We start from the raw sequence: 23,738 nt of genomic DNA on the forward strand, positions 1-23,738 counted from the left end.
TGAAATTATTCAAACGTCAATCTAAAAAAGAAGTTATTCGTGTAATGAAAGAGGAAGTACAAGAACTAAAAGATACAAAAGAAATATTTGTAGATATGAGAACTAATATTGAAAATATGCAAAAAAGTGTAGATGAAATGATAATGCGAACAAAGTTTATGGGTCTGTTACTTGATGAAGCAAAAGGAATATTAAAAGATATGCGAGAAAAACGTGAGCAACGTGAAAAAGAAGGTAAATCTCAATGAATATCTATGAAGCGTTGAAACAACTCAAAGGATGGAAGAAGGCAGAGTATTTCAAATGGAAACATGATATTCGTTATGATCAAACTCTTCCTCAAAAGACAGAAGAAGAATTTTTAAAAATGATTGGCAATAAGACTATGAACGAGTTTATTAAATGGGAACGTACTGCCGAGTATAAGCAACTACTAGCGATTTACTTAGATAGTTGTATTGCTAATGATTTAGATGAAATCTATAAGAAAGTATCTGAATTAGCCAAAACAGGAGAAACACAAAGTGTAAAATTATTCCTCCAATTACAAAGGGATATATCAAATTATGCAAAGGCAGCCGAAAAAACATTTAGTGTAGATGAAGAAATAATTGAAGAAGATGATGATTTAGAAATTTGAGAGGTTCATTGTGAACTTCTCTTTTTTATGTTGGGGGTGAGAAAATGACAACGAAGATGACTAAACAACAAAAACTGAAAATGATAATGGATGACTTTACACTGTTTGCCAAAAATTTTGTTTATATCATTGATAACAATAATGAGAAGGTTAAATTAGAACTAAATACCGCACAGTTAGAGTTAAATAACCTTATGAATAAGAATCGTTTTGTAATCGTTTCTAAGGCTCGACAAGGTGGTATATCTACTTTCACACTTGCTAAGGCATTATGGAGAGCGTTGAGAAATGATAATGAAAATATTCTTATAGTTTCCTATAAATTAGATTCATCAAAGGCATTATTTGAAAAGTTGAAAACTATGCAAGAGTGGTTACCTAGAGACAAATATCCTGATTTATTCCCTAAAGTTAGAAGGGAAAATAGGGATGAAATATTCTTTGATAATGGCTCTAGGATTAGTTGTATTGTTGCAGGTAACAAGTCTATTGGTCGTGGTAGTACATACAGTTACATTCACTTATCAGAGTTTGCCTTCTATGGTAAACAAGATATGCAATTATTGTCGGCTGAACAGTCCCTTATGAAAGGTGATATTAGTCAATTAACCATTGAGACAACTTCTAATGGTATCGGAAATAAGTATTATGAATTGTTTATGTCTGCATGGAAGGGTAATTCGAAATATAAAGCAATGTTTATTCCCTTCTATCATGATTTATATAAGAAGCAATTCAAAAATGACCATGACGAAGCCGAGAAATGGTACAAGGAAGATAATAAAGGTAAACGGTTATCTGTAGCAGATTTAGAGCCAGAAGAGAAGATATTACATAAAAGTGGTGCTAATTTACGTTTCCTAATGTGGAGAAGATACAAATTACTTGATATGGATTTACAAGACTTTCAACAAGAGTATCCTTCAAATCCAATGGAAAGTTTCATTAGTACAGGGTTAAGTGTCTTTGATCAATCTAAGGTATTAGAGAGGATAAATTATCTACTTCCACCAATTGATAAGGCGATAGTTCAGCGTGAACTAGACGTTACACTTCACAAATATGTGAATCGTGGTTTATATATTTTTCATCTACCTAAACATGGTATGAAGTATTACGGTGGTGTTGATACGTCTGCTGGTGGTGGCGGTGATGATTCTACAATTTCATTATTTAATTCAGATGGTCAACAGGTGCTTAGTTTCTACAATAACAAAGTGCCTGTTTATTTATTTGCGGAAATAGTAAATGAGATTGGTAGATTGTACAACTATGCGTTTCTTTGTGTTGAAAGAAATAGTTACGGTTCTCCATTATTAGAGCGTTTAAGAAGAGATTACAATTACATGAATCTATATAAACAAAAAATGTTTGATCAAAAAGGTAAAAAGAAAATGCAATTAGGTTTCATGACAACAGTAGCAAGTAAGAGTGTATTAATCAGCGACTTCAAAGAGCAATTTGAACGAGGTTTGATAAATATCGAGTGTAAAGAAACACTTCAACAAATGCAGATATTCCAAGAGTCGGATGGGAAGATGGGTAACAAAAAAGGTGAAAAGAATCATGATGACTTAGTTATTTCTTCTGCATTAGCAGTTCAAGGAATGAAAGTTGGTAAATGGTACGTGGATATAGCAGGTTAGGGTTTAAATGCACCTAACCTTATTTTTATTATAAGGGGGAATTACTGTGAAAAGTGAACTACAGGATAAGTTGGAAACTTATTTGAAACTATATCATGAGAATCGTTCTGAATGGTTCTTAGATGAAATAGGAATGGTAAGCCAACAACAAAGAGTAAATAAAATAAATGACTTAAAAGAGTATTTAAACGGTGATCATGCGATATTACATAGACCTAATGAAATGTACAATGGCAAAGAGTTTAAGCCGAGAAAGATTGTTCTTCAATATGCTAAGACGTTGTTAAACTTCCAAACTGCATACTTATTACAAAATACTATTACATTGACAGGTAAAGAGAATATTGTTTCTGATTATCAAAGGGTAAATAAGAAAGGTAAATATGACCGTTTGAATATATCCATTCTTGATAAGGTAAATAAATATGGAATCTGTGCTGAATATATCTTTATGGATAAGGGAGTTATTAAAAGTAAATTAATTGATCCTTCTGCAAGTTATCCAATATACGATAATGAGAATAATTTGATTGCGTTCATTGAAGCATATGTGCAAGACGCAGTTAGTTATTATACTGTGTTTACAGATGAAGTTGTATATAGTTATAACAATCTAGGTGGTAAATTACGTTTAGTAGGTCAGAATCCTAATATCAGTGGACTACCTATTGTATATCATAATCAAAATGAATTGAGTGCTACAGAAGGTAGAAGTGAATTAGAGGATTGGATTAGTCTATTAGATTCAATGGAAGATTTAATTAGTAAGTTTACCGATTCATTCTATAAACATCATAATCCTATTCCAGTAGCCATTGGACAACAATTAAAAGGTGAAGGTGTATCGGCTAGTGTTGTAGGTCAGGGTATCCAATTAGATGATGGTAGCGACTTTAAGATGGTTAGTAATCAATTAGATTATCAATCATTTAATACTATCTATAAGACTCTAGTACAATCACTATTAGACATATCACAAACACCTGCTGTTAGTATGAACAAGACAGATATATCTAATCTAAGTGAGGTTAGTATAAAGTTATTGTTCTCATTGGCTAATATTAAAGCAGGTATGAATGAACAGTTTATGCGTGATGGCTTGGAGCAAAGATTCGATAAGATTAGAACATTGTTAGCATACAAAGGTGTAACGTTCAGTGAAGATGATTATGAGAGTTTAGATATTGTGTTCCAATATGCTATGCCTTCAAATGATAAAGAGATTATCGAGAACATTAAGGAATTACGTCTATTAGGTGGATTGAGTTTAGAAAGCCTACTGTCACATAGTCCGTATACAAGTGATGTGCAAATGGAGTTACAAAGGCTGAATGAAGAAGGTAGCCAAGTGAAGGATAAAACAAAGGTAGCAGAGAGTTAATTCAATTCATGTTTAGTTTATTAGAAATGTTGATATGACAAGGGTGAGAGGGTAAAGTGATATATTGAAACTTTCGCTCTTGTTATGCAACGGTCAGCGAGCCAGCCAAAAAAAAAGGGTGGAGATGGGTGAAAATTTCAAAAATGTCAAGGTTATTTACTTTACGCCTAATCTATTCATTTTCTATGCATTTAAACAACTTAATAAAAGAAAGTTTTTATACAGTTTTTAGAGTGTAGGAAGGCTTGAAAACGTTGATATATCAAGGGTGCATAGATAATGAATATCGGATAATTTTTAAAGGTCTACAAACGCTTATATATCAATGTTTTATTATTACATCATTACGTGTAATCTATATTTTACGTAATAATGTTGAATATCTATGCGTTTTATATACAGTCCTATCAATGCATATCAACGTATATAAATACCCCTAATTAGCAAAATGAGTCCGCAGCATACTAAATTTTTCACACCGATAAGTATTTAGTTTTTCCCTCCTGCTAATAATTAGGTTGGGAGGTGCTTCAATGAATCTATTGCATAAGGAAATGATAATTGAATTAAAACGTCAGGTAATCGGTATTATGATTAAAATAGATCATGATAATTTATATACTAAAGAACAAACCCTACGTGATTTAAAAGATATTCTTAGCACTCTTGATGATGAAGATAAACATGTTAAGTATCTTGAAGGAAATCATTCCCATGTGTCGAATTAAGTAGGTATATGGGAGGTGGCATTGTGTATAAAGAAGTAAGTACAGAAGTCAAAGAAATAATTAAGAAGTACGAATATGATAGAAGTATTAAAAAATATAACTTTAAACATTTTTTTAATACTGGTGACAATATCTTTCGTAAAATAACAACAAAAAGAGATGTTGAGATTGCACAAAATCATGTAGTTTCTAGGATTAATGAATATAAAAATGCAAAGTATCGTTTAGTTGAAGAGGATATTCTTGATTTAGAAAGATCCATTGGAGAGTATGAAATAGCAGTTAAGAAAGTACTTCAATGTTATAGTCATGCTAATTTCGATTTTGACTATACTGCTGAAGAATTACAGGAATTAATTGATAATATCTTTAAATATCATGAAAAACTAACAGAAGTTTCAATGAGAAAAGCGTTTCAAGATTAAACAGGGAGAATAACTCCTTGTTTTTTACTTTTTAGAGAACAAATAAGTCCTTTATATAGTTTTGTGTGGTAATATTTAACTATACTATGTAGGGGGGATTTATTGTGTTGGATAAAATACTTAAGATAAATGTCAATGTTAGGCTTTTTTGTTTATTGATTATTATTTTTGCTTCAATGTTTATAATTCCTAATGTCCCAGATGAATTTACACTAATATTTATATTACTTCCATTAGGTGCAGTTGGTTTTCATATTTATACAGTTTCAGAAGGAGTTAAGAAATCCTCTAACGAAATAATTGATTTTAATAATAATTTTATAAAAAACTCAGGTATTGTATATGATGATTATACTTTTAGTGATGACGGTGTGAGCGGAATTGCTATTAGTGAGAAAGAGAACAAATTATATATATTTAAGCGAACAGAGTTAAATAAAGATTATCAAATTGTAAAATTCAACTTTAATCAGGTAGTTGAAAGTGGAATAGTTGAAGATGGTCAAACGTTAACTAAAACCTCTAAGAGTGGATTAGTTGGAGGTTCATTATTAGGTGGGGCAATTGCAGGTGGATTTGGGGCAGTAGTAGGTGCTATGAGTGCAAATAATACATCTACTGAACAAGTTAAAAGGTTATCATTATCTATTGTAGTAGATAATTTAATGAATCCTGTTCATGATATTGTCTTTTTAGTTAATACTCAACAACCATATTCAAAAGACAATCCACTTTATAAAACAGCATTTGATAAATGTAATTTATGGCATAAAAGAGTAAGTGTAATTATTAAAAGAAATGAAAAGTTAAATGAATCAGTATGAAGAAGTGCCATTTTCGGCACTTTTTTTATTTGAAGAAAGGAGTGTGACCAATGCAACAATATCAATATGACGCTATGTATAAAGTGAAATATCATGATTTTATTAAGCAGTTTAGTGGATATGTCAGTGAATATTTATCTAATGATTTCATTAGTAAGATTGACCATCAAGAAATTAAACATTCTACAGGCGGTCATTCTTATTTACATGGCTTTCATAAGCAATATGGTAATCAATTTAGAAGATACACATTAGATCAGAATGGAAAATGGTTTGAGGTTACTAAATCTTGGTATGTTGGATTAGGAAATGAAGTAACAGAAGATACAGTTAAGGCATTTATCATTGATATTTACCACGAATACTACATGAACAAGGAGGATTAACAATGACAAACTTACAACGATTACTATTAGAAGTAAAAGGTATTAATCTATCACAGGATGAATTAATCGTTTACCTTATGGAAGCAGATTTAAACCCACATTCAGAATACAATCCTCAATCAGCCACCTCTAAACGTAACATTTACCGTTCAGCACTATCTATTCTTGAATCAATTGCTAATAATCCAAGTACAATGAAGAATTACAAAGAGGATGATATGTCTGTTTCAGATTTTGCAGATAATATTCAATCACGTATAGATCAATTAGAGCGTAAAATCAGAACAATGAAAACAGATGACTCAGATAGTAATTTCTTTATGCTATTTAACTCTTAATGAAAGGGGGATATAGATGTTTAATCCTTTTGAAACGAATACAAATGACGTTCAATTCTTGCTAGATAACGCTGGAAAAGATATTTTGATAAATGGAGAAACAAAAAAGGCGTTGATTACTAATCCTTCTATTAGTGAAGCGGAAGAAAGATATATCCATACACTTTTAAGCGTTTCTAGGGGTGATTTGATTGAATTAGAAGGTGATAATTACTTAGTTATCACTGAATCAGTCAATAAGCGAAATTCTAAGTTTAAAGCCCTTATTCGTCATTGTAATTATGAAATAGAAGTTGCAGGTGAAACTACAAGGGTAATTGTCGGTTATAATCAATTCGGGGAGCCAATATATGAGGATATAGTTGGTAAGCCTTCTTATGTACCTTCAATAGTAGATAAGAATAGTTTTTCAGTAAGTGAACCTAGTGCTATTAGATTGCCAGATAATCAAATTAGTGTAATTGTTCAAGGTAATGATACCAACAATGAGAAGTTTACGGTGAATTTTCAATTTACTGTGATGGGTTCAGAATGGAAGGTTATTAATAGAGATTTTACTAAGAATGGACTGTTAATATTAATCTGTGAAAGTGTTTAGTAATGGAACACTTTACAAATTTATACAACCACTTTATAATGAAAATTGTAAATATAATAAGTGAAGTGGTCAGTTTCTATAAATGCTTATTGACCTATTGATACATAAATAACTGATTCGGTCTACCTTGACAGGGTAGGGGTCGGGGGTTCGAGTCCCTCTCGGATCATTAGAGTGAGAAGCTTCAGTTCCTTATATAGGGATTGGGGCTTTTTTATTTATCATGTAATTAACACGTCTAGAGGAGTAAAACATCTGATTCTAATCATGCCTCTTTATTCCGCAATCAGGCCAGATTGCTTAACAATATGCCTTGTGTCATTGTCTTTTTATGGAGACTAATAAATTTTACCAAGTACATTAATTTACGGGGGGTTTTAATATATAATATAGTATGACTAATATAAAAATAGGGAATGAGCTGTGAGATAGTTGGATTCAAAAACAAGATTCTTCCATTTCATGTTAATTATTCTTCTGCTGATAGGGATATTTATCAATATACATAACCAAAAAGTTATAACACCTTCTGATATTACATCAATTGGGCTTAGTTTTTATAATAAATACACGGAAATGATAGTTCCATCTTCTCCAAAGTTGTTTGGCGAAAAGCTAAATATTAAACTTAGCTACACTAAACATAAATTTAAATCTACTCTAACGGTTAATAAAATGGGGAGGTTAACTCCTTCTTATCAAGAGTTATTTGTAACACAAGATAAGCATTTTTTGTTTGCAGTTAAGTACCACTCAAACTTTTTCTCTCACTATGACTGAGTTTTTAATTTTTACATAATAGGAGGAGAGAAGATGAAAGAGTTATTTAAGGCTATTGATTGGAAGAACATAATCATTTTTATATCTTTATCATTGTTAATTTTTTTATTAGGAATATATTACGCTAATCATTACTTACATGGTACAAATTTGGATAAAATACTTAGGTATATAAGAAATATTTAGCCTATAAATAAGGTGAACTATTTAACAAACTTTTTAGAATTAAATGGAGAAACTCCATTTGCAAGTTTTGCTTTTGGAGTTTCCCTTTTTTCTAATGAATTGCCTTCTTTTTAAATCTTCCGCCTCTAACTTCTGCAATGTCTGCAATAGCTAAAAAGGCAGATGGGTCAATTTCTTCCACAATAGTTGTTAATTTTGACTCTTCTAATCGAGTTATTACACAGAAAATAACTTTTTTACGATCACCTGTATAAGCACCTTCACCATTTAAGTAAGTAACCCCTCTACCTAATCGATCAGTAATGACTGTTCCAATTTCATTTGCTTGATCGCTAATAATCCAGACGGATTTTGACTCTTCCATCCCAGTTATGACAATATCGATTGCTTTAGCTGCAATCACATAAGCCAATATAGAATACATTGCTCGATCCCATGTATACACAAAACCTGCAGAACCCAGGATGAATAAATTTATAAACATCACAATTTCTCCAACGGAAAAAGGTACTTTTTTACTTATCACAATCGATAATATTTCTGTTCCATCAAGTGCTCCTCCATTTCGGATCACGATCCCAACACCTATCCCTAGGAAAATCCCCCCGAAAATAGTAGCAAGTAAAATATCCTCAGTAAATGGTTCGACAGGATGTAAAAGAGTAGCAAATATAGAAAGCATGATAATTCCAAAAATCGTTGATATAGCAAAGGTTTTCCCAAATTGTTTATACCCCAAATAAACAAACGGAAGGTTTAAAAGGAACAGAAATATCCCTAATTTAATACCTGTTATATGGGATAACATAATAGATATACCTGTGACTCCACCGTCAATAACCTGGTTTGGCACTAGAAAGATCTCTAGTCCAACAGCCATCAAAAAAGCTCCGAGTGTTATCGCGATAACACGTTGTAAAATCTTAACTCTTGATAGTCTACGGTGTTGTTTTCTTTTAACAGATAAGTCATCAACCAATATAAATCATTCCTTTATTATTCTTTCGCTTTATATATTAACCTATCTTTTCCAGCATTAAAAGTTTTATGTCTATATTGTTCAGTGTTTATTCGTTAGTTAAGCCTTTTCATTAGACACGAACGTTCTAATGATTTACAATGTTACATAAGTATATGATAAATATATATTAAGTTACATTAAAACAGGAGGATAAATGGAACACGTAGAACCTATTCGAGAAATTAACAAAATAAATGCCATAAAAAGATTACTTAAAGAACAATCTCCAAGAGACTACTTACTGTTTGTAATAGGAATTAACACAGGATTGAAAATAAGTACAATCTTATCCTTGAAAATAAAAGACCTCCGTAATGAAGATGGAAGCCTAAAAATTTTTTTGGAGACAGAGAAGTATGAAATATATATTAATAGCAAGGTGAAAACTGCATTAAAAACCTACCTACAACCTACTTCCGATCAAGATGAATACATCTTTAAATCAGCCAAAACAAATCATCCAATAACCAGACAACAAGCGTATAGAATCATTAACCAAGCTGCAAAATCAGTGGGTATTGAAGATAAGATCGGAACACATTCACTTAGGAAGACTTTTGGTTACCATGCCTATAAAAAAGGGGTTGCGATTTCTTTACTACAATCGTTGTTTCATCACTCAACACCTTCTGAAACTAGAAGGTACTTAGGTGTAACGAATACAAATGTAAAAACAGAAATAGATGTAAATTTATAAAAAAGGGGGAGTATAATGATTAATTTTGATTACTTTATTCTATTAGCTGCGATATTACTAATCGTTGGTGTTATCACCACTAAGTTTTCCAGTCGTTTAGGTGTACCTGCACTTGTTCTTTTTATTGCAGTCGGCATGTTATTTGGTAGCGACGGAATGGGACTAATTCATTTTGAGAATGCAAAACTCGCACAATTAATTGGTGTGATTGCTCTAATCATCATATTGTTTGAAGGTGGTCTACAAACGAAATGGGGGACCGTAAGGTCAGTTCTTGTTCCGTCTTTATCTCTAGCTACAATTGGTGTTGTTATTACTACAACGATTGTAGCGATTGCTGCTAAATTAATTTTTGATATATCATGGATTGCTGCTTTTTTATTCGGATCAATTGTAGGATCAACTGATGCTGCTGCGGTATTTGCTGTTTTAAAAGGTCAGAATGTAAAATCAAGATTAGGTGCAACTCTTGAGGCTGAATCAGGTACCAATGATCCCATGGCTGTTTTTCTTACGATTACTTTTATTGAATTACTGACTGTAGGTGGAAGTAATCCTTGGTCGCTTATTTTCTCCTTTATATGGCAGATGGGTGTAGGGTTAATTATGGGGCTGCTTTTTGGAAAGCTAGCTACTTTTGGAATTAATCGAATTAATCTAGACTCAAGTGGACTTTATCCTGTATTTGCCTTAGCTTTTGCTTTACTAACTTATAGTGCAACAGATCTAATTAATGCCAGTGGCTTACTTGCTGTATATGTAGCTGCTTTATTAATTGGAAACAAGGAATTAACATATCGTCAATCTATCTTTCGATTCAATGAGGGTTTTGCATGGATGATGCAAATTCTAATGTTTGTGATTTTGGGATTACTAGTTTTTCCTAGTCAACTATTTACATTAGACGTAATTGTAAAAGGTATATTACTCTCGATCATCTTAATTGTAGTAGCTAGACCAATAGCAGTTTATTTATCCACAGTTAAAATGGGCTACACAAACAAAGAAAAATTATTTTTGTCATGGGCTGGATTAAGAGGAGCAGTCCCAATTGTTTTAGCAACATTTCCGATGATTTCTGGTGTTGAAGATAATCAATTATTTTTTAATGTAGTGTTTTTCGTAGTGTTGACTTCAGCCCTTATACAGGGGTCCACCATTTCCATACTTGCTCAAAAGTTAGGCCTAACTGGTCCGAAGAAGATCCAACCAATGCATTCGCTTGAGCTAGTTTCAATTGGGAAGGCTGATGCAGAAATAATAGAATATGAAGTAGTAGCTGAATCCTCTATTGTGAATAAAAAAATAGTTGAAATAGCTTTACCAAAAAGAACTCTTATAAATGCAATCATTAGATCAAATAATTTAATTACTCCTAGGGGAGATACTGTTTTAAAAGAAGGAGATTTTCTGTATATATTAACGCCTAGAAAAAGCAAGGAGAAACTGAAGTTGCTATTGGAACAAGAGGAAAAGAATAACGATGATATTGTGAATACAGTTAAATAGAACTATTTTACGGTAACTATTTGAGGTGGGAGGAGAATTGAGGAAGCATATTTTCGTTATTTTGGTATTACTTTTTATCCTTATAAGAATAATTAATTTTGCATATTACCTTTTCACAGGAGATATATTTTTATCTGAAGATAATATTGTTATTAACTTTTTTATTATGGTATGTCTCCTTATCCTAGGACTTGATGTTATTTTAGCTTCCGAGAAAGAGAAAAATCAATAAGATGATAATAATTCAAGACGCAACACAGTGTTCCGAAAGAATCTTTTTCGAAACAGATCGCTTATATTACTGAACATCAAAAATACTTTAAAATAAGAGCGTTGTTTAAAGTTTAAATTCCTAATAATAAAAGAACTTAGCTTCCAAGATTACATTCAGGTGCCTTTTTATTATATTCACCACTGGAATAATTGCGTGGTGTGGTGATTAGTAATGATGGTCTTCAACAATAGAAGCGCTTATCTTGCATTTGAAGGTAAGTGTTTTTTCATCACTCTTTTTAGGGTGGACTTTCTTCGGATTAGTAGATATATACTGCGCAAACAATATGTTTCAAACTATTGTATTGATATTTTAACCTCTATTAATAATCTATGAGCTATTATAAAACTCATGAATTTTCAGCTTTATAGCTGGTCTCGTTGAAGCAGAAAGCTTGAGTCCATGCGAGAATGAATATAAAAGGATGGATTTGGAATATTATAGGTAATGGAGGAGATGCGATAAAGTCTATATTCTTAATACCTTCTATGATTTATGCACAATAACTCACTACCTCTTTACACGATATTCTCTTAATAGGCAAAAGTAAGCATCTTTAGTCAGCAGAGTTATATTGACTTTGTAAGGTTCATATATTCCACAGTCCAAACTCATACATAGTGAACAAATTACCTAAGAATAATTTACTGTTATCCCTATCTTCTAAATAGTTGCTGGTACGTTAATTTATATTCCATTAATCAAGAGAGTCTTGATTAATAAAGTTAGTGGAACAAATTCCTTAAGGAGTGTATTCACATATGGCTTCAAAGAGGCACAAAATGTTAAATTTATTTTTAATACTTATACCCTGGTTTTCTGTGGTATTTATAGGTAAGCGTAGTATCAGACGTTACTCTTTTGCAGGCGTTTTTATAGCTATATTTGAAATAATAAATCATTTGTATGGACGTAAGAGGAAGTGGTGGGAATTTTATGACAAGCCAAAATCCTTTATAAGGGATGAACTTCCTTTTGATATAGGTCCCTATTTTCCTATGTCTTTGTGGTTCCTTAAATTTTCATATGGTAACTTCAAAAAATTTGTAATGATTAATGCGATAGCGAATGGACTATTTGCTTTTCTCTTTATTCCTTTCTTAAAGAAAATTAAAATTGTTCGTTTAAAAAGGCTAAACTATTTCCAATTTTTTATATATATACACTACAAAGCGTATTTATTGTATGGAGTACAGTATTTGTTTGAAAAAAGTAAAAGGAATAACAGTGTAATTGAACTAACATAACTAAGCATTTGCTGTGAAGTACAAGGGTTCTATGCAATACAATTTTGATTTTCAGCAATAAAAGCATGAATGTGTAACATTCGTGTCTTTTTTATGTAAAGGACAGATTAGTGAAGATCAAATAAGCACTAAAGAAATAAAAGAGTATCTAGCAATCAAATTGAGCGGTGGCTATAAACAGAATAAACCAAATAATGAGTAGATTACTTAATACTTAATCTACTCATTTCACGTTTATTAAACCAATTTCAAATCTATAAAAATAAATTAAATTGCTATCAATAACCTGCTTAACTTAATTTGTTGATTTCTGTCTAACAATTGGAGGTGTGAGGCTTTATTTTAAGATTAGTTGAATTCGATAACCAGGTTAAGATTAATAAGTATAAGCTTTAGCTCCTCCATTTAATTAATAAACATAGCTTTTTCTGTAAACGGAAAAGATAAGGTAACAGTAGTGCCATTTTTCAATCGGCTTTGAACAGAGACAACTCCGCTCATTGCTTCAACTATTTGATAAACTACCATCATACCTAATCCTGTACCTTTTATCTCTTTTAGAGAAAAGTATGGTTCACCTAATCGAGTTATAGCCTCGTCTGTCATTCCGCAACCCGTATCTATAACATAAATTTCAATCATATTGTTTTTTTCTGAAGTCATGATTGAAAGAGTACCACCGTCTTCCATTGCTTCAATAGCATTTTTAAAGACGTTAAGAAGGACTTGTTTAAACTTGCTTGGATCTCCAATAATATTATGTTTATGACGGAATTCAAGGAATGTTTCAACGCAGTTACTATTAGCTAAGGGAAGAACTAATTCTATAGTATTTCTAATCTCTGTTTCTATATCGAGATTTATTAGGATTTCTTGTTGTGGTTTAGCAAAAGTTAGATATTGAGTAATAATGTCAGACGCACGTTCCGCCTCTGAAAGTGCTGTTGATATATATTTGTTAACATGTATTGGCAGGCTCTTTTCTTCCAGTGCTAACTGTAAGAATCCTTTTACGGATGTAAGGGGGTTTTTAACCTCGTGGCTGATACTTGCTGCTAGATGACTTACTGTTTCTAATTTAGCATACTTAACATGCTGTTGTTGGTAGATATAGTTATTTATAAGTAATTCGCAAAGATAGGTAACAAAAAATGTAGATCCAGAAAGAATTAGTGAATAAACAATATAAATTGGAACATTAGTAAACCCAAATAAAATAGATGGAACAAGAAATGCTAAAATCGAATAAAAGAATGATAGTAAAGTAAGCATAAAAACTTTTCTCAGTATTCGTTTGTTATACAATTTTGGAGAAATATACTGTATGGCTATTGTTGAAATACAAGTACAAATGAGTGTCCCTATAAAACCTTCGTCGCCACCATATAGAAACAAACGGTATGAAATAAGTAGTGCAGCTAACGGATATAAAACGCGTCTGCCACCATAAAATCCAGCTAATAACAAAGGGATAAATCGTAGGTCGTAATAGAAACCATTACTCATATGAACGGATAGGGAAATATTCAATATTATTAAAATTGAACCGACCATAAGAAGGGCATAATGCTTTTTACCTATCATCGAACTTGAATTCCAATTAATAATATTAACAATTAGAATCACTGTTAAAATTAAAAGAAGATCAATCAGAAGACTATTAATTAATTGATACATACAGTATCCTCCCAAAAGGTTTAATTTTATTTTATAAAGTATTTTCTATTTATACTAGATAGTTAATTAAATTTTTTTGTTAATAAAGCTTAGTTAAAGAATAATCTTGTATTTTTATAAAGAAAGGGAACTCCGTTTTTCTGGAGTTCCCTAGTTACAATTGAAGCTTTTGATGAAATCAGAAAAATATTCTATAAAATAACCATTGCTGCAATAGCCTCTGTTTTTCTTACTGTACTTTATTATATCAGTTTTAATAATAAGAAGGACGTTATTGTTGTGGTATTGACTTAAAAAGAGAATTAAGTAAAAAGCCAAAATGTATACTCCTTTGACTATTTTTTAAATTTAATGAAATACTTAAATCATAGTGTACATAAAGGAGAAATATTGATGGGAAAAATGAATGAGTTCATTGAAGCTAATAAGGAAATTCATAAGTTGAATAGTGAACATTGGTGGGATGATGTTTTTTTGTCATTTCCATGTTGGTTTGTGATCTTTTCTCTAATAATTCCATGGGTTATATGGTGGAAGATAGTCGATAAAAAAGAGTTAGGGAAATCTTGATAGTAGGAATTTTTATTATGTTAACTTCATTTTTATTAGATCAGATAGGGGCATCTTTACAATTATGGACATACCCTGTTACAACTACTCAATTACCAAGAGATGTTTTTGACCCAGCTGATTTATCCATTTTACCGATGTTTTACATGGTGATTTATCAATACTTTCCTAAATGGAAGTCATATATTTTAGGCCAAATATTTTTTGCCTTTTTTGCTGCTTATATAGGTGGGAATATATATCAATGGCTAGGTATATATAAAATTCTTAAATGGAAACATATTCATTCAGTACCAATTTACATTTTGATGGGGATAGCAGTTAAGTGGATTCTGAACAAATTAAAAGAAATAGAGACGAGTAGAAATTGAAATACTTTGCAGTTGCTTATTGTTTAATCACGTCACTTAAAATCATTATCTCAACGTAAATTTGTTTTTTAATATCATCACTGTCGCACCTATTATATTGAATTATTAATAAATAAATTTCTTTTATAAAAATAGTCATTTCATTACTAGGAATCATTCTTTTCTCCTTTGCGTGACTTTTGTATCATACGTATAAAATTATAGGTAATATAACCTATCTTTTCAAGTGATCTAAAGGAGGTATTGTGAAAAAAGCTAGTTCGCAATCCGAGGAAATAGTGTAGGAGTTATCTTCAACAATAAAAGAGCCAGATTAGAGGTACTTTATATTACGTAGTAGACATAAAAAGCGACATAAACAATATGGATAAAAAATTAATAAAAAAAGAGGGTGTTATCCCTCTCAGTGATGGTTCTTTGACAAGTTTTGTAGATAAATAAAAAGGTTTGTTACTAATTTTGAGCATATGGCTACGACATAATAACCTATAAAAAGATGAAAAAAATTTGCTCCTCTATTTAATTGGAAGAACTCAGCAGCAACTAATAATGGCTTGAAAATAAAAGCAAAGATTAAGGACAAAACAAACATATACAAGTAATAATTCTTATTGTTTTTTAAGATCCATTGATACCAAAGTATATAAGTAACTGGTACAAAGGATACGTCTAACGTAAAGCTTGCAGGGAGAATCGGGAGAACTTTATATGGGTAAAACCAATATGCTTTGCTAGCACCAAATACATCAACATAGGTAAAAAAAACATGGACGTTATAACCATAAAAACACAATAATAAGGCTTTTCTTTTATTAATAAAAATTAAAAGAAAAATTAATGGGATAATTAATAATGCTAAAACAACCCAGAATTGCCAATGACCAAATGACGAGTAATCTTGCCAATAGTTTAACCATTCTTTTGAATGAAGTAAGTCAATTTTCTGTAATTCATCAATTTTATTCTGTTGTTGTTTATCCATAGTAAAAATCTCCTCAACAATTTATGGAGTTATTTTTACCAAATCTGATAAATACAACTCATAAATTTTGAATAGTTAATCTTATATTGTCTAACACAGAAAAAGGCTATTACCAATCGTTCGAGTAATAGCCCTAAAAGAGGAAAAAAGATGTAATAAGTCACTTTTCCATGGCGACGCATTACGATGAACATTGAAGATGATAGTTCCTTAGTATTGTATTCAGTAACTATTTAATTGAAACGGACAAACGTTAATTTGATTCGCAAAAAACGCAGAAATTGCACAACAAAAATACGAGCTGAATTTCAAGCTCGCATTTGTTAGTTACTTATAACGCAAATGGCTGATTTGAGAAATAATTATGCTGCTAAATATAGAAGTTGCGATGATACTTAGAATTGAAAAAGCTAATAGGACTACAAATTGGTCATTTGAACGCATTTTATTCCTCCTATGGTTTTTATAGGTATATTGTGCGGAAAAAAGGTGAAAATTATCCGATTCTAATGGCCAATACGCAAAAAATGGTCCAATAAAAAAACCGTCTAAAGGCGGGTTTAACGATCAATTTCTTCAAAAGAATCTCTAGTTGTTAACCAATTTGCAATTAAAAAGATAGCGAAATAAATTGGAACCGAGTAAATATATTGCCATTTTAGAGGTTTGTATATATCTGTAAAAACAACAGTAGGCTCACCAATAAATGCAGTTAACAGGCCAAAGATGATTGCTTTCCTGACTGGTGAATAGTGAGGTTTATACTGTATCAAGAACATTACAACTACAGGCATAAGAGCTAGGTCATAAGGTACGTAAGCAGGTATGAATGGAAGTACCTCGTATCGATAAGACCATAAACCTAATTGAACACCAATGGCATCTAAAGCAACAGAAATAAGCATTACAAAAAGTCCAGCTGTTAGTAATCTATATCTACTATTTTTTTTATGGTATTTAATCCAGATTAACCAAGTTAATATTGTTAAAATCACACCGAGCCACCAACGCCAGGAGAATACAACTTCATGTTGCCACAGGGCAATTACTTTTTTTACTATTTCTTGATTTTCTCTTGCATATTTATCCATAAGTTCAATAGTGGTCAACATTAATCACCTTACTTTCACTAAAAATTAGTACCAGTTAGAGTATCGGTGAAAAATATGTAAAACAAACCTTGACTAAGAAATTCTTATTACGCAATTCAAGAAAATTTCGAATTAATGATCTTCAACAATAAAAGCGCGTTTATGAAAGAAGTGAAATTCAATTATTAGTGATCTTCAAAAGTAGAGGTGCATTTCATGTTGAGATGTGCCTTTTAAATGTGAAAGCACAGGATATTCTGTATCATAGATAGAATAATTCTAAGAGGAAATGAAGAAATAAACTGATACAGATTCTATTTAAGTAGGTGATTAAAGTGATAAGAGCTGCAACTTTTACAGATATTCCTTCAATAACACTCCTAAAACAGAAAATGTTTAAAGAAGTGGGTATGGAAGATCTTCTTAAAGCTAATTTTGTTCAGGTGGTTGAAAAGACATATAAAGATTTATATATATTAGATAAAGCAATTCACTTTGTTATCGAACAAAATAATGAAATAATTGCTTGTGCTGGAGCTTTTATTAAGGAAGATATTCCATATTGCTTTTATAAAGAAGACCAGTACGGATTTATTGGAGATGTTTATGTAGATCCTAGATTTAGAAATCAAGGTTATGCACGTAAGTTAACAGATGAAGTGTTAAAATGGTTTTCTAAAAGAGAAATTCAAACAATCCGATTATTAGCAAGTGATAATGCAAGAAAACTATACAAAACACTAGGGTTTACTGAAACTGATCAAATGATATTGCGAAGATAGATTAGCTATGTTTCTTACAAAGTAAATTTATCTATGAACTTCAACAATAAAAGCGCCTTTCTGGAATAAGAGTGTAAGGAAAACAGAACTATTTATTGCGAAGTACAACGATTCTGTGCTACAACTGTCCTCGCTTATAGGTGAATGTGTTTAAATTAAAATATTGAAGAAAAATGAAAAAAGAGAGATCCTATTTTTCGTTCGTGATCACTCTTTAAGAAAGAAAGTCTGACTACATACTCAAATTGCACAGATGTAAATAATTTCATTGATTTCTATTAACTCTATATTACAACAACAAACCAAAAAGGTTTATTTATAAATACCTTATTAATTCATTTTATTATCTTTAACTCTATTAATTACTAACCAAATTTTAACAGGGGAGGTGTCATGGGTTCGAATCCCTCTCGGATCATCAGATGTGGGCTTCAGTTAATTCTATAGGAATTGGAGCTTTTTTATTTTTCTTGAGTGCTATTTTTTAGTTTTTGTATTAATTACGTGAGCCTCTACAAAGGAGCTCTTTAGTATATGCTTTTTCCGCTCTAACGATAAAAGTGTCATTAACACTCTTTGGTGAGTAAATTCCAGATTCAACAATAATAGCTTTAATAATGATATAGATTATGATATAGATTATTTGCTAAGTACGAAATTGTAAATTTGATTGAGTTAAGTAAAAATCAGCAAAAGTGGTATATACAAAAATTCAAAATCTTAGTCCTTAAAACATGAGAATTAACATTGCCAAAATTAAATGAAACTGGAAATCAAACAAACGTCCATATCGATTTTGAAAAATAAAAAAATCCTAATCAATAAAAAGAGTTCGGAAAATATATCGCTGCTGGTGAATTGGAATTTACCAACGAATTGTCCACCTTAAAAAGGATGGAGACTATTAAAGTTAATTTTAAAGACCTAATGGAAAAATATATATCTTTTAAAAAAATACTCTTACAGAAAGTGTTAGATTTTCTGGTAAGGAATGAAATGAACTTAAAAATGATAATGCACCTTAGAAGTTTTATGTTGTGATTATTTTTCCTTAACTAGACCTAAAATTGTTCTTAATCTAATGTTTTTTATTTTTTATTTTTTTTATTTTTTTGTGATATAATAAAATAAAAAAGTAAAGGGGCTTATCTGTGGCAAAAAAGGTAACTATTCAACAGATTGCAGATTACCTTGGAATTTCTAATTTTGTAGTATCTAGAGCTCTATCTGGAAAAAGTGGAGTAAAAGATGAAACAAGAGATAAAGTATTTCAAGTTGCGTCACAATTAGGATATTTCACACAAAAAGGTATTAATAATTCAGATATAAAGAAAGAAGTCGTTGAGGATAGTATAGATAATAATAGTGTATTAATTGTAATGCCTAATATACGTAGCCAATTAAAGGAATCTATTTATTGGGGACCGATTATAAAGGGGATATCGGATACACTGGAAAATTTGAATTTAGGAATGGTAATACTGACTGAAAATAACTTTAAAAGCCTACCCCGTGCTCTTAATCCTGAAGGATTTTTAGGATTAATTGGTGTAGGAGAGGTTGGAACACAGATTATACTGGAAGTACAAAATAAAGGAGTACCTGTTGTTTTAATCGATCATGAAGATAAGCTCTACCCAACCGATACAGTCTTTTCAAATAACTTTGATAGCAGTTATTTGCTAGCAAATCATCTTATAGGTCTTGGTCATAGGAATATACAATTTGTAGGAAATATTAATTATTCAAGAAGTTTCTTTGATAGATGGTTAGGTTTTAGGACTGCATTAGAAGAAAATGATATAGCAATAAGTAATGAATCTTTTGAATTGATTAAAGACAAAAGTACAGAAATGTTTATTGATATTAAAGACTGGCTACAGAAGCTAAAAAAAGAGAGAAATATATTACCAACAGCTTTATTTTGTGCTAATGATTCTATTGCTTTGCATGTATATAAAGTTTTACAGGAATTAGATATTAGAATTCCAGATGATATATCTGTAACAGGCTTTGATAATATTGAGGATTCTTATCTTTTAAAACCAACTCTAACAACTATTGATGTCCCTAAGGAGGAATTAGGAAAAAGAGCCGTTAGAGCTCTACTTAGTAGAATTGATATGAAAAATGCACCAAAAGAAAAAATTATTGTTGCAAGTGAACTATTACTTAGAGAATCTGTTTTATCTTTTAAAAAAGGAACTGATTAATATTATTAAAGGTTATTATCATAGATAATAGCCTTTTTATTTTTACAGAAACCTTTTGTTATTAATCTTATATTTTTATTTATTTTTTATCATAAAATATATTGACAGGAAAACGCTATCAAAGTAAACTTTAATTGTACGAAAGAAAAATAAGTAAATAGGGGGAGAAAAGAGTTGAATAGAAAAAAGTTTTATAAACCTTTTACATTTTTATTAGCTGCATCACTTTTTGCAGGATGTTCTAGTAACGATGCTTCGGAACCAAGTACTGATGGAAATGGAAGCTCAGAGAACACCATTAGCGGAGAGATTACAGTTTTGACTAACAGAACGGATCTTGTTGATACGAAACTACCAGAGTATGCTGAAGAATTTAATAAAACTTATCCAGATGTAGAAGTAAATTTTGAGGCATTAACAGATTATGAAGGCCAAACAAAAGTAAGGTTGAATAGTCAAGATTATGGTGATGTACTATTAATTCCTTATATGCCAAGAAATGAATTACCACAGTTTTTTGAACCACTAGGAAAAGAAGAAGAATTACTAGAAAAATATTTGTTTGCTGATGAGTACTCATATGAAGGCACAACATATGGTATTCCAGTGCAAGTTAATACTTACGGAGCGGTTTATAATAAGAAAGTATTTGAAGATGCTGGTGTTACAGAAATACCATCAACTCCACAAGAATTTTTAGATGCGATGAAGAAAATTAAAGAAAACACTGATGCGACTCCTTATTATACTAACTTTTCTGCAGGTTGGCCTTTAAGTGATTGGGAGAATCAAAGATTAGCAATTGCTGGTGAAGGAGATTATGTTTCTCAGCAGGTTCCTCATATTGATGATCCGTTTGCTGAAGGGAGACCACACCACACGTTATATAAGTTAATGTATGATTTGGCAAATCAAGATTTAATTGAGGAAGATCCATTTACAACTGATTGGGAACAATCGAAGCAAATGCTCGCAGATGGTGAAGTTGGAGCTATGTTCTTAGGCGTTTGGGCTGTTTCACAAGTACAAGCATTAACTGATAACCCAGAAGATATTGCGTATATGCCATTCCCGTTTACACACGAAGATGGTTCAAGATATGCGGCAATGGCTGGGGATTACAAGATGGGAATCAATAAATACTCTGAAAATAAAGAAGCTGCTAGAGCTTGGTTAGACTGGTTTATTAATGAATCTGGCTTTGCTGTAGAGGCCGGAGCAATTTCTCCTGTTAAAGGTGCTGAATTACCTGAATCTTTGGCTGATTTCGAAACTGCGAATGTTCAATTTATTGAAAATCTACCTGCAAAAGAAGGAGAAGAAGATTTATTTGGCAAGCTTGACCAGGAAAGTGAAGTAGGTTTTGGCTTAGATGCATTTAAACAAAGAATTATCGAGGCTGGAATTGGCAATAGGGATGAAAGTTATGAAGATATCACAAAAGAATTAAATCAAAAATGGAAAGAAGCAAGAGAAGAATTAGGTGTCGAATAAAATTTTTTAGTAATTATTAAAAAAGAGGAAGGCTTAGGATCTTCCTCTTTTTGGATAATGAGCTCAATAAATTATTGGAATAATTAAAAGACATTTTACCCTTGTGAAATATATAAAAGGGAGCGAGAATATTGAAACTTATAAAATCTAAAATGAATTATAACTCACAGAGGAAATTAGTTATATTTTCATTTTCATTAATACCGGTACTATTATTATTAACGTTCTCTTATTTACCAGTATTAAATATGTTTTTTTATAGCTTTACAGAGTGGAATGGATTTAGTCCTACTAAAGAATTTGTTGGTTTAGAAAATTATGTGGATATATTCACTGATCCAGAGTACTTTCAGGTATTTAAGGTAAGTATATACTATTTCGTTGCAACGTTTGTGCAGATGGGGATTGCTTTATATTTCGCTACAATTCTTAGCTTTAATGTCAGATTCAAAAACTTCTTTAAAGGAGTTTTATTCTTCCCTTACTTACTAAATGGGGTTGCTATTGGTTTTATGTTCTTATTCTTTTTTAGACCTGAAGGTACACTAGATACATTTCTTACAATGATTGGTCTGGAAGGACTAATACAACAGTGGTTAAGAAATCCAGAGATAATTAATATTTCACTAGCAGGTACTTCTGTATGGAGATACATGGGCTTTAACTTTATTATCTTTTTAGGTGCCATTTCATCAATTCCTAAAGAAGTATATGAAGCGGCTGAGATTGATGGGGCAAATAAATGGCATCAATTTAGGTATATTATCTTACCTAGTATTATGATGATTATACAACTTAATTTGATTTTGGCTATTAGTGGTGCAATAAGTGTGTTTGAAATTCCTTATATTATGACAGGAGGAGCAAATGGCAGTGAAACATTTGTTATTCAAACAGTGGACTTAGCATTTAAATTCAATAAGTTCGGTTTAGCATCTGCAATGGGTATTATTTTATTAGGAATAGTCGTTGTTGTTACTATTATCCAAAGACTTGCATTTAAAAAGGAGACAGAGTAATGAGGGGTACCAAAGCAAATATATTAACATTTATTAAATATTTTTCTTTATTGGTAGGTGTGTTCGTTGCACTGCTTCCTATAACTGTTATTTTATTTGCCTCTTTTAAAACAAGTGACGAATATAACTCAACAAATCCATTAACTCCTCCTGAAAATTGGTTGAATTTTGAAAATTTTACTAGAGCGTTTGTAGAGGGGAATATGATTATAGGTTTTTTTAATACTACTATAATTCTTGTTTTATCATTAATAGGTGCAACATTAACTGGTTCAATGGTTGCGTATGTGTTAAATAGGTTTGATTTTAAAGGTAAAAAGATTCTTTTGGGGGCATTTTTACTGGCGGTATTGATTCCCGGTGTAACAACACAAGTTGCAACGTTTCAAATTGTAAATGAACTAGGTCTATTCAATACTCGTTGGGCTGCAATCATATTATATATGGGGACAGATATTATTGCTGTTTATATCTTTATGCAATTTCTAAATAATATATCTGTTTCACTGGATGAATCTGCATTGCTAGATGGAGCTTCGTATTTTACAGTCTTTAGGAAAATTATTCTGCCACTTTTAAAACCTGCAATAGTTACAGTGGTTATTGTAAAAGGAGTAAATATTTATAATGATTTTTATACTCCGTTTTTATATATGCCTAAAAAGGATCTAAGCGTTGTATCGACAGCCTTGTTTAAATTCCAAGGACCTATGGGATCTTCATGGGAGGTGATTTGTGCGGGGATAATGATTGTAATAATTCCAACTCTAATTATTTTTCTTTTACTTCAAAAGCATATTTATAACGGTATTACACAAGGTTCTGTTAAATAACAACTACTTCCAGAGTATGGCCCCCT

24 protein-coding genes are annotated in these 23,738 nt (G+C 31.2%); 20 read left to right on the forward strand and 4 right to left on the reverse strand.

The genetic code is table 11. The features are described 5' to 3' along the window. The 10 genes from ACEWK1_RS20025 to ACEWK1_RS20070 form a co-directional block, all read left to right on the forward strand. On the forward strand, positions 1-248 hold a 248-nt coding region (locus tag ACEWK1_RS20025), incomplete at its 5' end, for a hypothetical protein (RefSeq protein ID WP_416636588.1). After that, positions 245-640, forward strand: a complete 396-nt coding sequence (locus ACEWK1_RS20030) for a hypothetical protein (protein WP_102232293.1) — start codon at positions 245-247, stop codon at positions 638-640. The genes ACEWK1_RS20025 and ACEWK1_RS20030, both read left to right, overlap by 4 nt. A 44-nt stretch (positions 641-684) precedes the next feature. Continuing rightward, complete coding sequence (locus tag ACEWK1_RS20035; protein ID WP_102232294.1) at positions 685-2,286, forward strand: terminase large subunit domain-containing protein; 1,602 nt, start codon at positions 685-687, stop codon at positions 2,284-2,286. 46 nt (positions 2,287-2,332) lie between these two features. Continuing rightward, a complete protein-coding gene (locus ACEWK1_RS20040; protein ID WP_321197688.1) occupies positions 2,333-3,667 on the forward strand; it encodes a phage portal protein in 1,335 nt (444 codons plus the stop codon). A 533-nt stretch (positions 3,668-4,200) separates the two neighbouring features. After that, positions 4,201-4,395, forward strand: coding sequence for a hypothetical protein (locus ACEWK1_RS20045; RefSeq protein WP_102232295.1), 195 nt, complete (start codon positions 4,201-4,203; stop codon positions 4,393-4,395). 23 nt (positions 4,396-4,418) lie between these two features. Next, entirely contained in the window at positions 4,419-4,820 is a 402-nt protein-coding gene (locus tag ACEWK1_RS20050; RefSeq protein ID WP_102232296.1) for a hypothetical protein, read from the forward strand. Positions 4,821-4,924: 104 nt separating this feature from the next. Further along, positions 4,925-5,644, forward strand: coding sequence for a hypothetical protein (locus tag ACEWK1_RS20055; RefSeq protein ID WP_102232297.1), 720 nt, complete (start codon positions 4,925-4,927; stop codon positions 5,642-5,644). Positions 5,645-5,694: 50 nt separating this feature from the next. Beyond that, entirely contained in the window at positions 5,695-6,030 is a 336-nt protein-coding gene (locus ACEWK1_RS20060; RefSeq protein ID WP_102232298.1) for a hypothetical protein, read from the forward strand. A 2-nt stretch (positions 6,031-6,032) separates the two neighbouring features. Beyond that, on the forward strand, positions 6,033-6,368 hold the full coding sequence (locus tag ACEWK1_RS20065) for a hypothetical protein (RefSeq protein ID WP_102232299.1): 336 nt from the start codon (positions 6,033-6,035) through the stop codon (positions 6,366-6,368). A gap of 16 nt (positions 6,369-6,384) precedes the next feature. Further along, positions 6,385-6,966: an Ig domain-containing protein gene (locus tag ACEWK1_RS20070; protein WP_102232300.1), complete on the forward strand. Its 582-nt coding sequence runs from the start codon at positions 6,385-6,387 to the stop codon at positions 6,964-6,966. A gap of 1,057 nt (positions 6,967-8,023) precedes the next feature. Here ACEWK1_RS20070 and ACEWK1_RS20075 read toward each other — a convergent pair. Further along, positions 8,024-8,911 carry a YitT family protein gene (locus ACEWK1_RS20075; RefSeq protein WP_212136182.1) on the reverse strand — a complete coding sequence of 296 codons (888 nt, stop codon included), beginning with the start codon at positions 8,909-8,911 and terminating at the stop codon, positions 8,024-8,026. Between the two features lie 196 nt (positions 8,912-9,107). Between ACEWK1_RS20075 and ACEWK1_RS20080 the strand changes: the two genes are divergently transcribed. From ACEWK1_RS20080 to ACEWK1_RS20090, 3 genes are all read left to right on the forward strand, one after another. Beyond that, the gene (locus tag ACEWK1_RS20080; protein ID WP_212136183.1) at positions 9,108-9,650 is read left to right on the forward strand and encodes a tyrosine-type recombinase/integrase; all 543 of its coding nucleotides are present in this window, start codon (positions 9,108-9,110) and stop codon (positions 9,648-9,650) included. A gap of 15 nt (positions 9,651-9,665) precedes the next feature. Then, entirely contained in the window at positions 9,666-11,159 is a 1,494-nt protein-coding gene (locus ACEWK1_RS20085; protein WP_212136184.1) for a potassium/proton antiporter, read from the forward strand. 1,035 nt (positions 11,160-12,194) lie between these two features. After that, positions 12,195-12,680 carry a hypothetical protein gene (locus ACEWK1_RS20090; protein ID WP_212136185.1) on the forward strand — a complete coding sequence of 162 codons (486 nt, stop codon included), beginning with the start codon at positions 12,195-12,197 and terminating at the stop codon, positions 12,678-12,680. A 405-nt stretch (positions 12,681-13,085) separates the two neighbouring features. Here the strand turns inward: ACEWK1_RS20090 and ACEWK1_RS20095 are convergent, their stop codons facing one another. Continuing rightward, positions 13,086-14,357 (reverse strand): sensor histidine kinase, encoded by a 1,272-nt coding sequence (locus ACEWK1_RS20095; protein ID WP_212136186.1) that lies wholly within the window; start codon positions 14,355-14,357, stop codon positions 13,086-13,088. Positions 14,358-14,750: 393 nt separating this feature from the next. Here ACEWK1_RS20095 and ACEWK1_RS20100 point away from each other — a divergent pair, with 393 nt between their 5' ends. Further along, positions 14,751-14,927 (forward strand): hypothetical protein, encoded by a 177-nt coding sequence (locus ACEWK1_RS20100; protein WP_212136187.1) that lies wholly within the window; start codon positions 14,751-14,753, stop codon positions 14,925-14,927. A gap of 17 nt (positions 14,928-14,944) precedes the next feature. Further along, positions 14,945-15,298 (forward strand): CBO0543 family protein, encoded by a 354-nt coding sequence (locus ACEWK1_RS20105; RefSeq protein WP_212136188.1) that lies wholly within the window; start codon positions 14,945-14,947, stop codon positions 15,296-15,298. Between the two features lie 403 nt (positions 15,299-15,701). On the opposite strand, the gene ACEWK1_RS20110 is transcribed toward ACEWK1_RS20105, so the two are convergent. Together ACEWK1_RS20110 and ACEWK1_RS20115 are read right to left on the reverse strand one after the other, a co-directional pair. Continuing rightward, the gene (locus ACEWK1_RS20110; protein ID WP_212136189.1) at positions 15,702-16,280 is read right to left on the reverse strand and encodes a CBO0543 family protein; all 579 of its coding nucleotides are present in this window, start codon (positions 16,278-16,280) and stop codon (positions 15,702-15,704) included. Between the two features lie 560 nt (positions 16,281-16,840). Next, the gene (locus tag ACEWK1_RS20115; protein WP_212136190.1) at positions 16,841-17,389 is read right to left on the reverse strand and encodes a CBO0543 family protein; all 549 of its coding nucleotides are present in this window, start codon (positions 17,387-17,389) and stop codon (positions 16,841-16,843) included. 317 nt (positions 17,390-17,706) lie between these two features. Here ACEWK1_RS20115 and ACEWK1_RS20120 point away from each other — a divergent pair, with 317 nt between their 5' ends. The 5 genes from ACEWK1_RS20120 to ACEWK1_RS20140 all read left to right on the forward strand — a co-directional run bounded on the left by ACEWK1_RS20120 (position 17,707) and on the right by ACEWK1_RS20140 (position 23,712). Then, entirely contained in the window at positions 17,707-18,153 is a 447-nt protein-coding gene (locus tag ACEWK1_RS20120) for a GNAT family N-acetyltransferase (RefSeq protein ID WP_212136191.1), read from the forward strand. A 1,151-nt stretch (positions 18,154-19,304) separates the two neighbouring features. After that, the gene (locus ACEWK1_RS20125) at positions 19,305-20,366 is read left to right on the forward strand and encodes a LacI family DNA-binding transcriptional regulator (protein ID WP_212136192.1); all 1,062 of its coding nucleotides are present in this window, start codon (positions 19,305-19,307) and stop codon (positions 20,364-20,366) included. Positions 20,367-20,540: 174 nt separating this feature from the next. After that, positions 20,541-21,860: an ABC transporter substrate-binding protein gene (locus tag ACEWK1_RS20130; RefSeq protein ID WP_212136193.1), complete on the forward strand. Its 1,320-nt coding sequence runs from the start codon at positions 20,541-20,543 to the stop codon at positions 21,858-21,860. A 152-nt stretch (positions 21,861-22,012) separates the two neighbouring features. Continuing rightward, entirely contained in the window at positions 22,013-22,879 is an 867-nt protein-coding gene (locus ACEWK1_RS20135) for a carbohydrate ABC transporter permease (RefSeq protein WP_212136590.1), read from the forward strand. Further along, the gene (locus ACEWK1_RS20140; RefSeq protein ID WP_212136194.1) at positions 22,879-23,712 is read left to right on the forward strand and encodes a carbohydrate ABC transporter permease; all 834 of its coding nucleotides are present in this window, start codon (positions 22,879-22,881) and stop codon (positions 23,710-23,712) included. The genes ACEWK1_RS20135 and ACEWK1_RS20140 overlap by 1 nt, the downstream gene beginning before the upstream one ends. Positions 23,713-23,738 lie beyond the last annotated feature (26 nt).

Origin of the sequence: Metabacillus sp. YM-086, assembly GCF_048059995.1 — a bacterium.
GTDB classification, from domain to species: Bacteria; Bacillota; Bacilli; order Bacillales; family Bacillaceae; genus Metabacillus; species Metabacillus litoralis_B.

Bases quoted from the DNA above. Each gene is read 5' to 3' on its own strand.
- ACEWK1_RS20030 (WP_102232293.1), top strand. From the start codon at position 245: ATGAATATCTATGAAGCGTTGAAACAACTCAAAGGATGGAAGAAGGCA.
- ACEWK1_RS20035 (WP_102232294.1), top strand. From the start codon at position 685: ATGACAACGAAGATGACTAAACAACAAAAACTGAAAATGATAATGGAT.
- ACEWK1_RS20045 (WP_102232295.1), top strand. From the start codon at position 4,201: ATGAATCTATTGCATAAGGAAATGATAATTGAATTAAAACGTCAGGTA.
- ACEWK1_RS20060 (WP_102232298.1), top strand. From the start codon at position 5,695: ATGCAACAATATCAATATGACGCTATGTATAAAGTGAAATATCATGAT.
- ACEWK1_RS20065 (WP_102232299.1), top strand. From the start codon at position 6,033: ATGACAAACTTACAACGATTACTATTAGAAGTAAAAGGTATTAATCTA.
- ACEWK1_RS20070 (WP_102232300.1), top strand. From the start codon at position 6,385: ATGTTTAATCCTTTTGAAACGAATACAAATGACGTTCAATTCTTGCTA.
- ACEWK1_RS20080 (WP_212136183.1), top strand. From the start codon at position 9,108: ATGGAACACGTAGAACCTATTCGAGAAATTAACAAAATAAATGCCATA.
- ACEWK1_RS20085 (WP_212136184.1), top strand. From the start codon at position 9,666: ATGATTAATTTTGATTACTTTATTCTATTAGCTGCGATATTACTAATC.
- ACEWK1_RS20090 (WP_212136185.1), top strand. From the start codon at position 12,195: ATGGCTTCAAAGAGGCACAAAATGTTAAATTTATTTTTAATACTTATA.
- ACEWK1_RS20095 (WP_212136186.1), bottom strand. From the start codon at position 14,357: ATGTATCAATTAATTAATAGTCTTCTGATTGATCTTCTTTTAATTTTA.
- ACEWK1_RS20100 (WP_212136187.1), top strand. From the start codon at position 14,751: ATGGGAAAAATGAATGAGTTCATTGAAGCTAATAAGGAAATTCATAAG.
- ACEWK1_RS20105 (WP_212136188.1), top strand. From the start codon at position 14,945: ATGTTAACTTCATTTTTATTAGATCAGATAGGGGCATCTTTACAATTA.
- ACEWK1_RS20110 (WP_212136189.1), bottom strand. From the start codon at position 16,280: ATGGATAAACAACAACAGAATAAAATTGATGAATTACAGAAAATTGAC.
- ACEWK1_RS20135 (WP_212136590.1), top strand. From the start codon at position 22,013: ATGAATTATAACTCACAGAGGAAATTAGTTATATTTTCATTTTCATTA.
- ACEWK1_RS20140 (WP_212136194.1), top strand. From the start codon at position 22,879: ATGAGGGGTACCAAAGCAAATATATTAACATTTATTAAATATTTTTCT.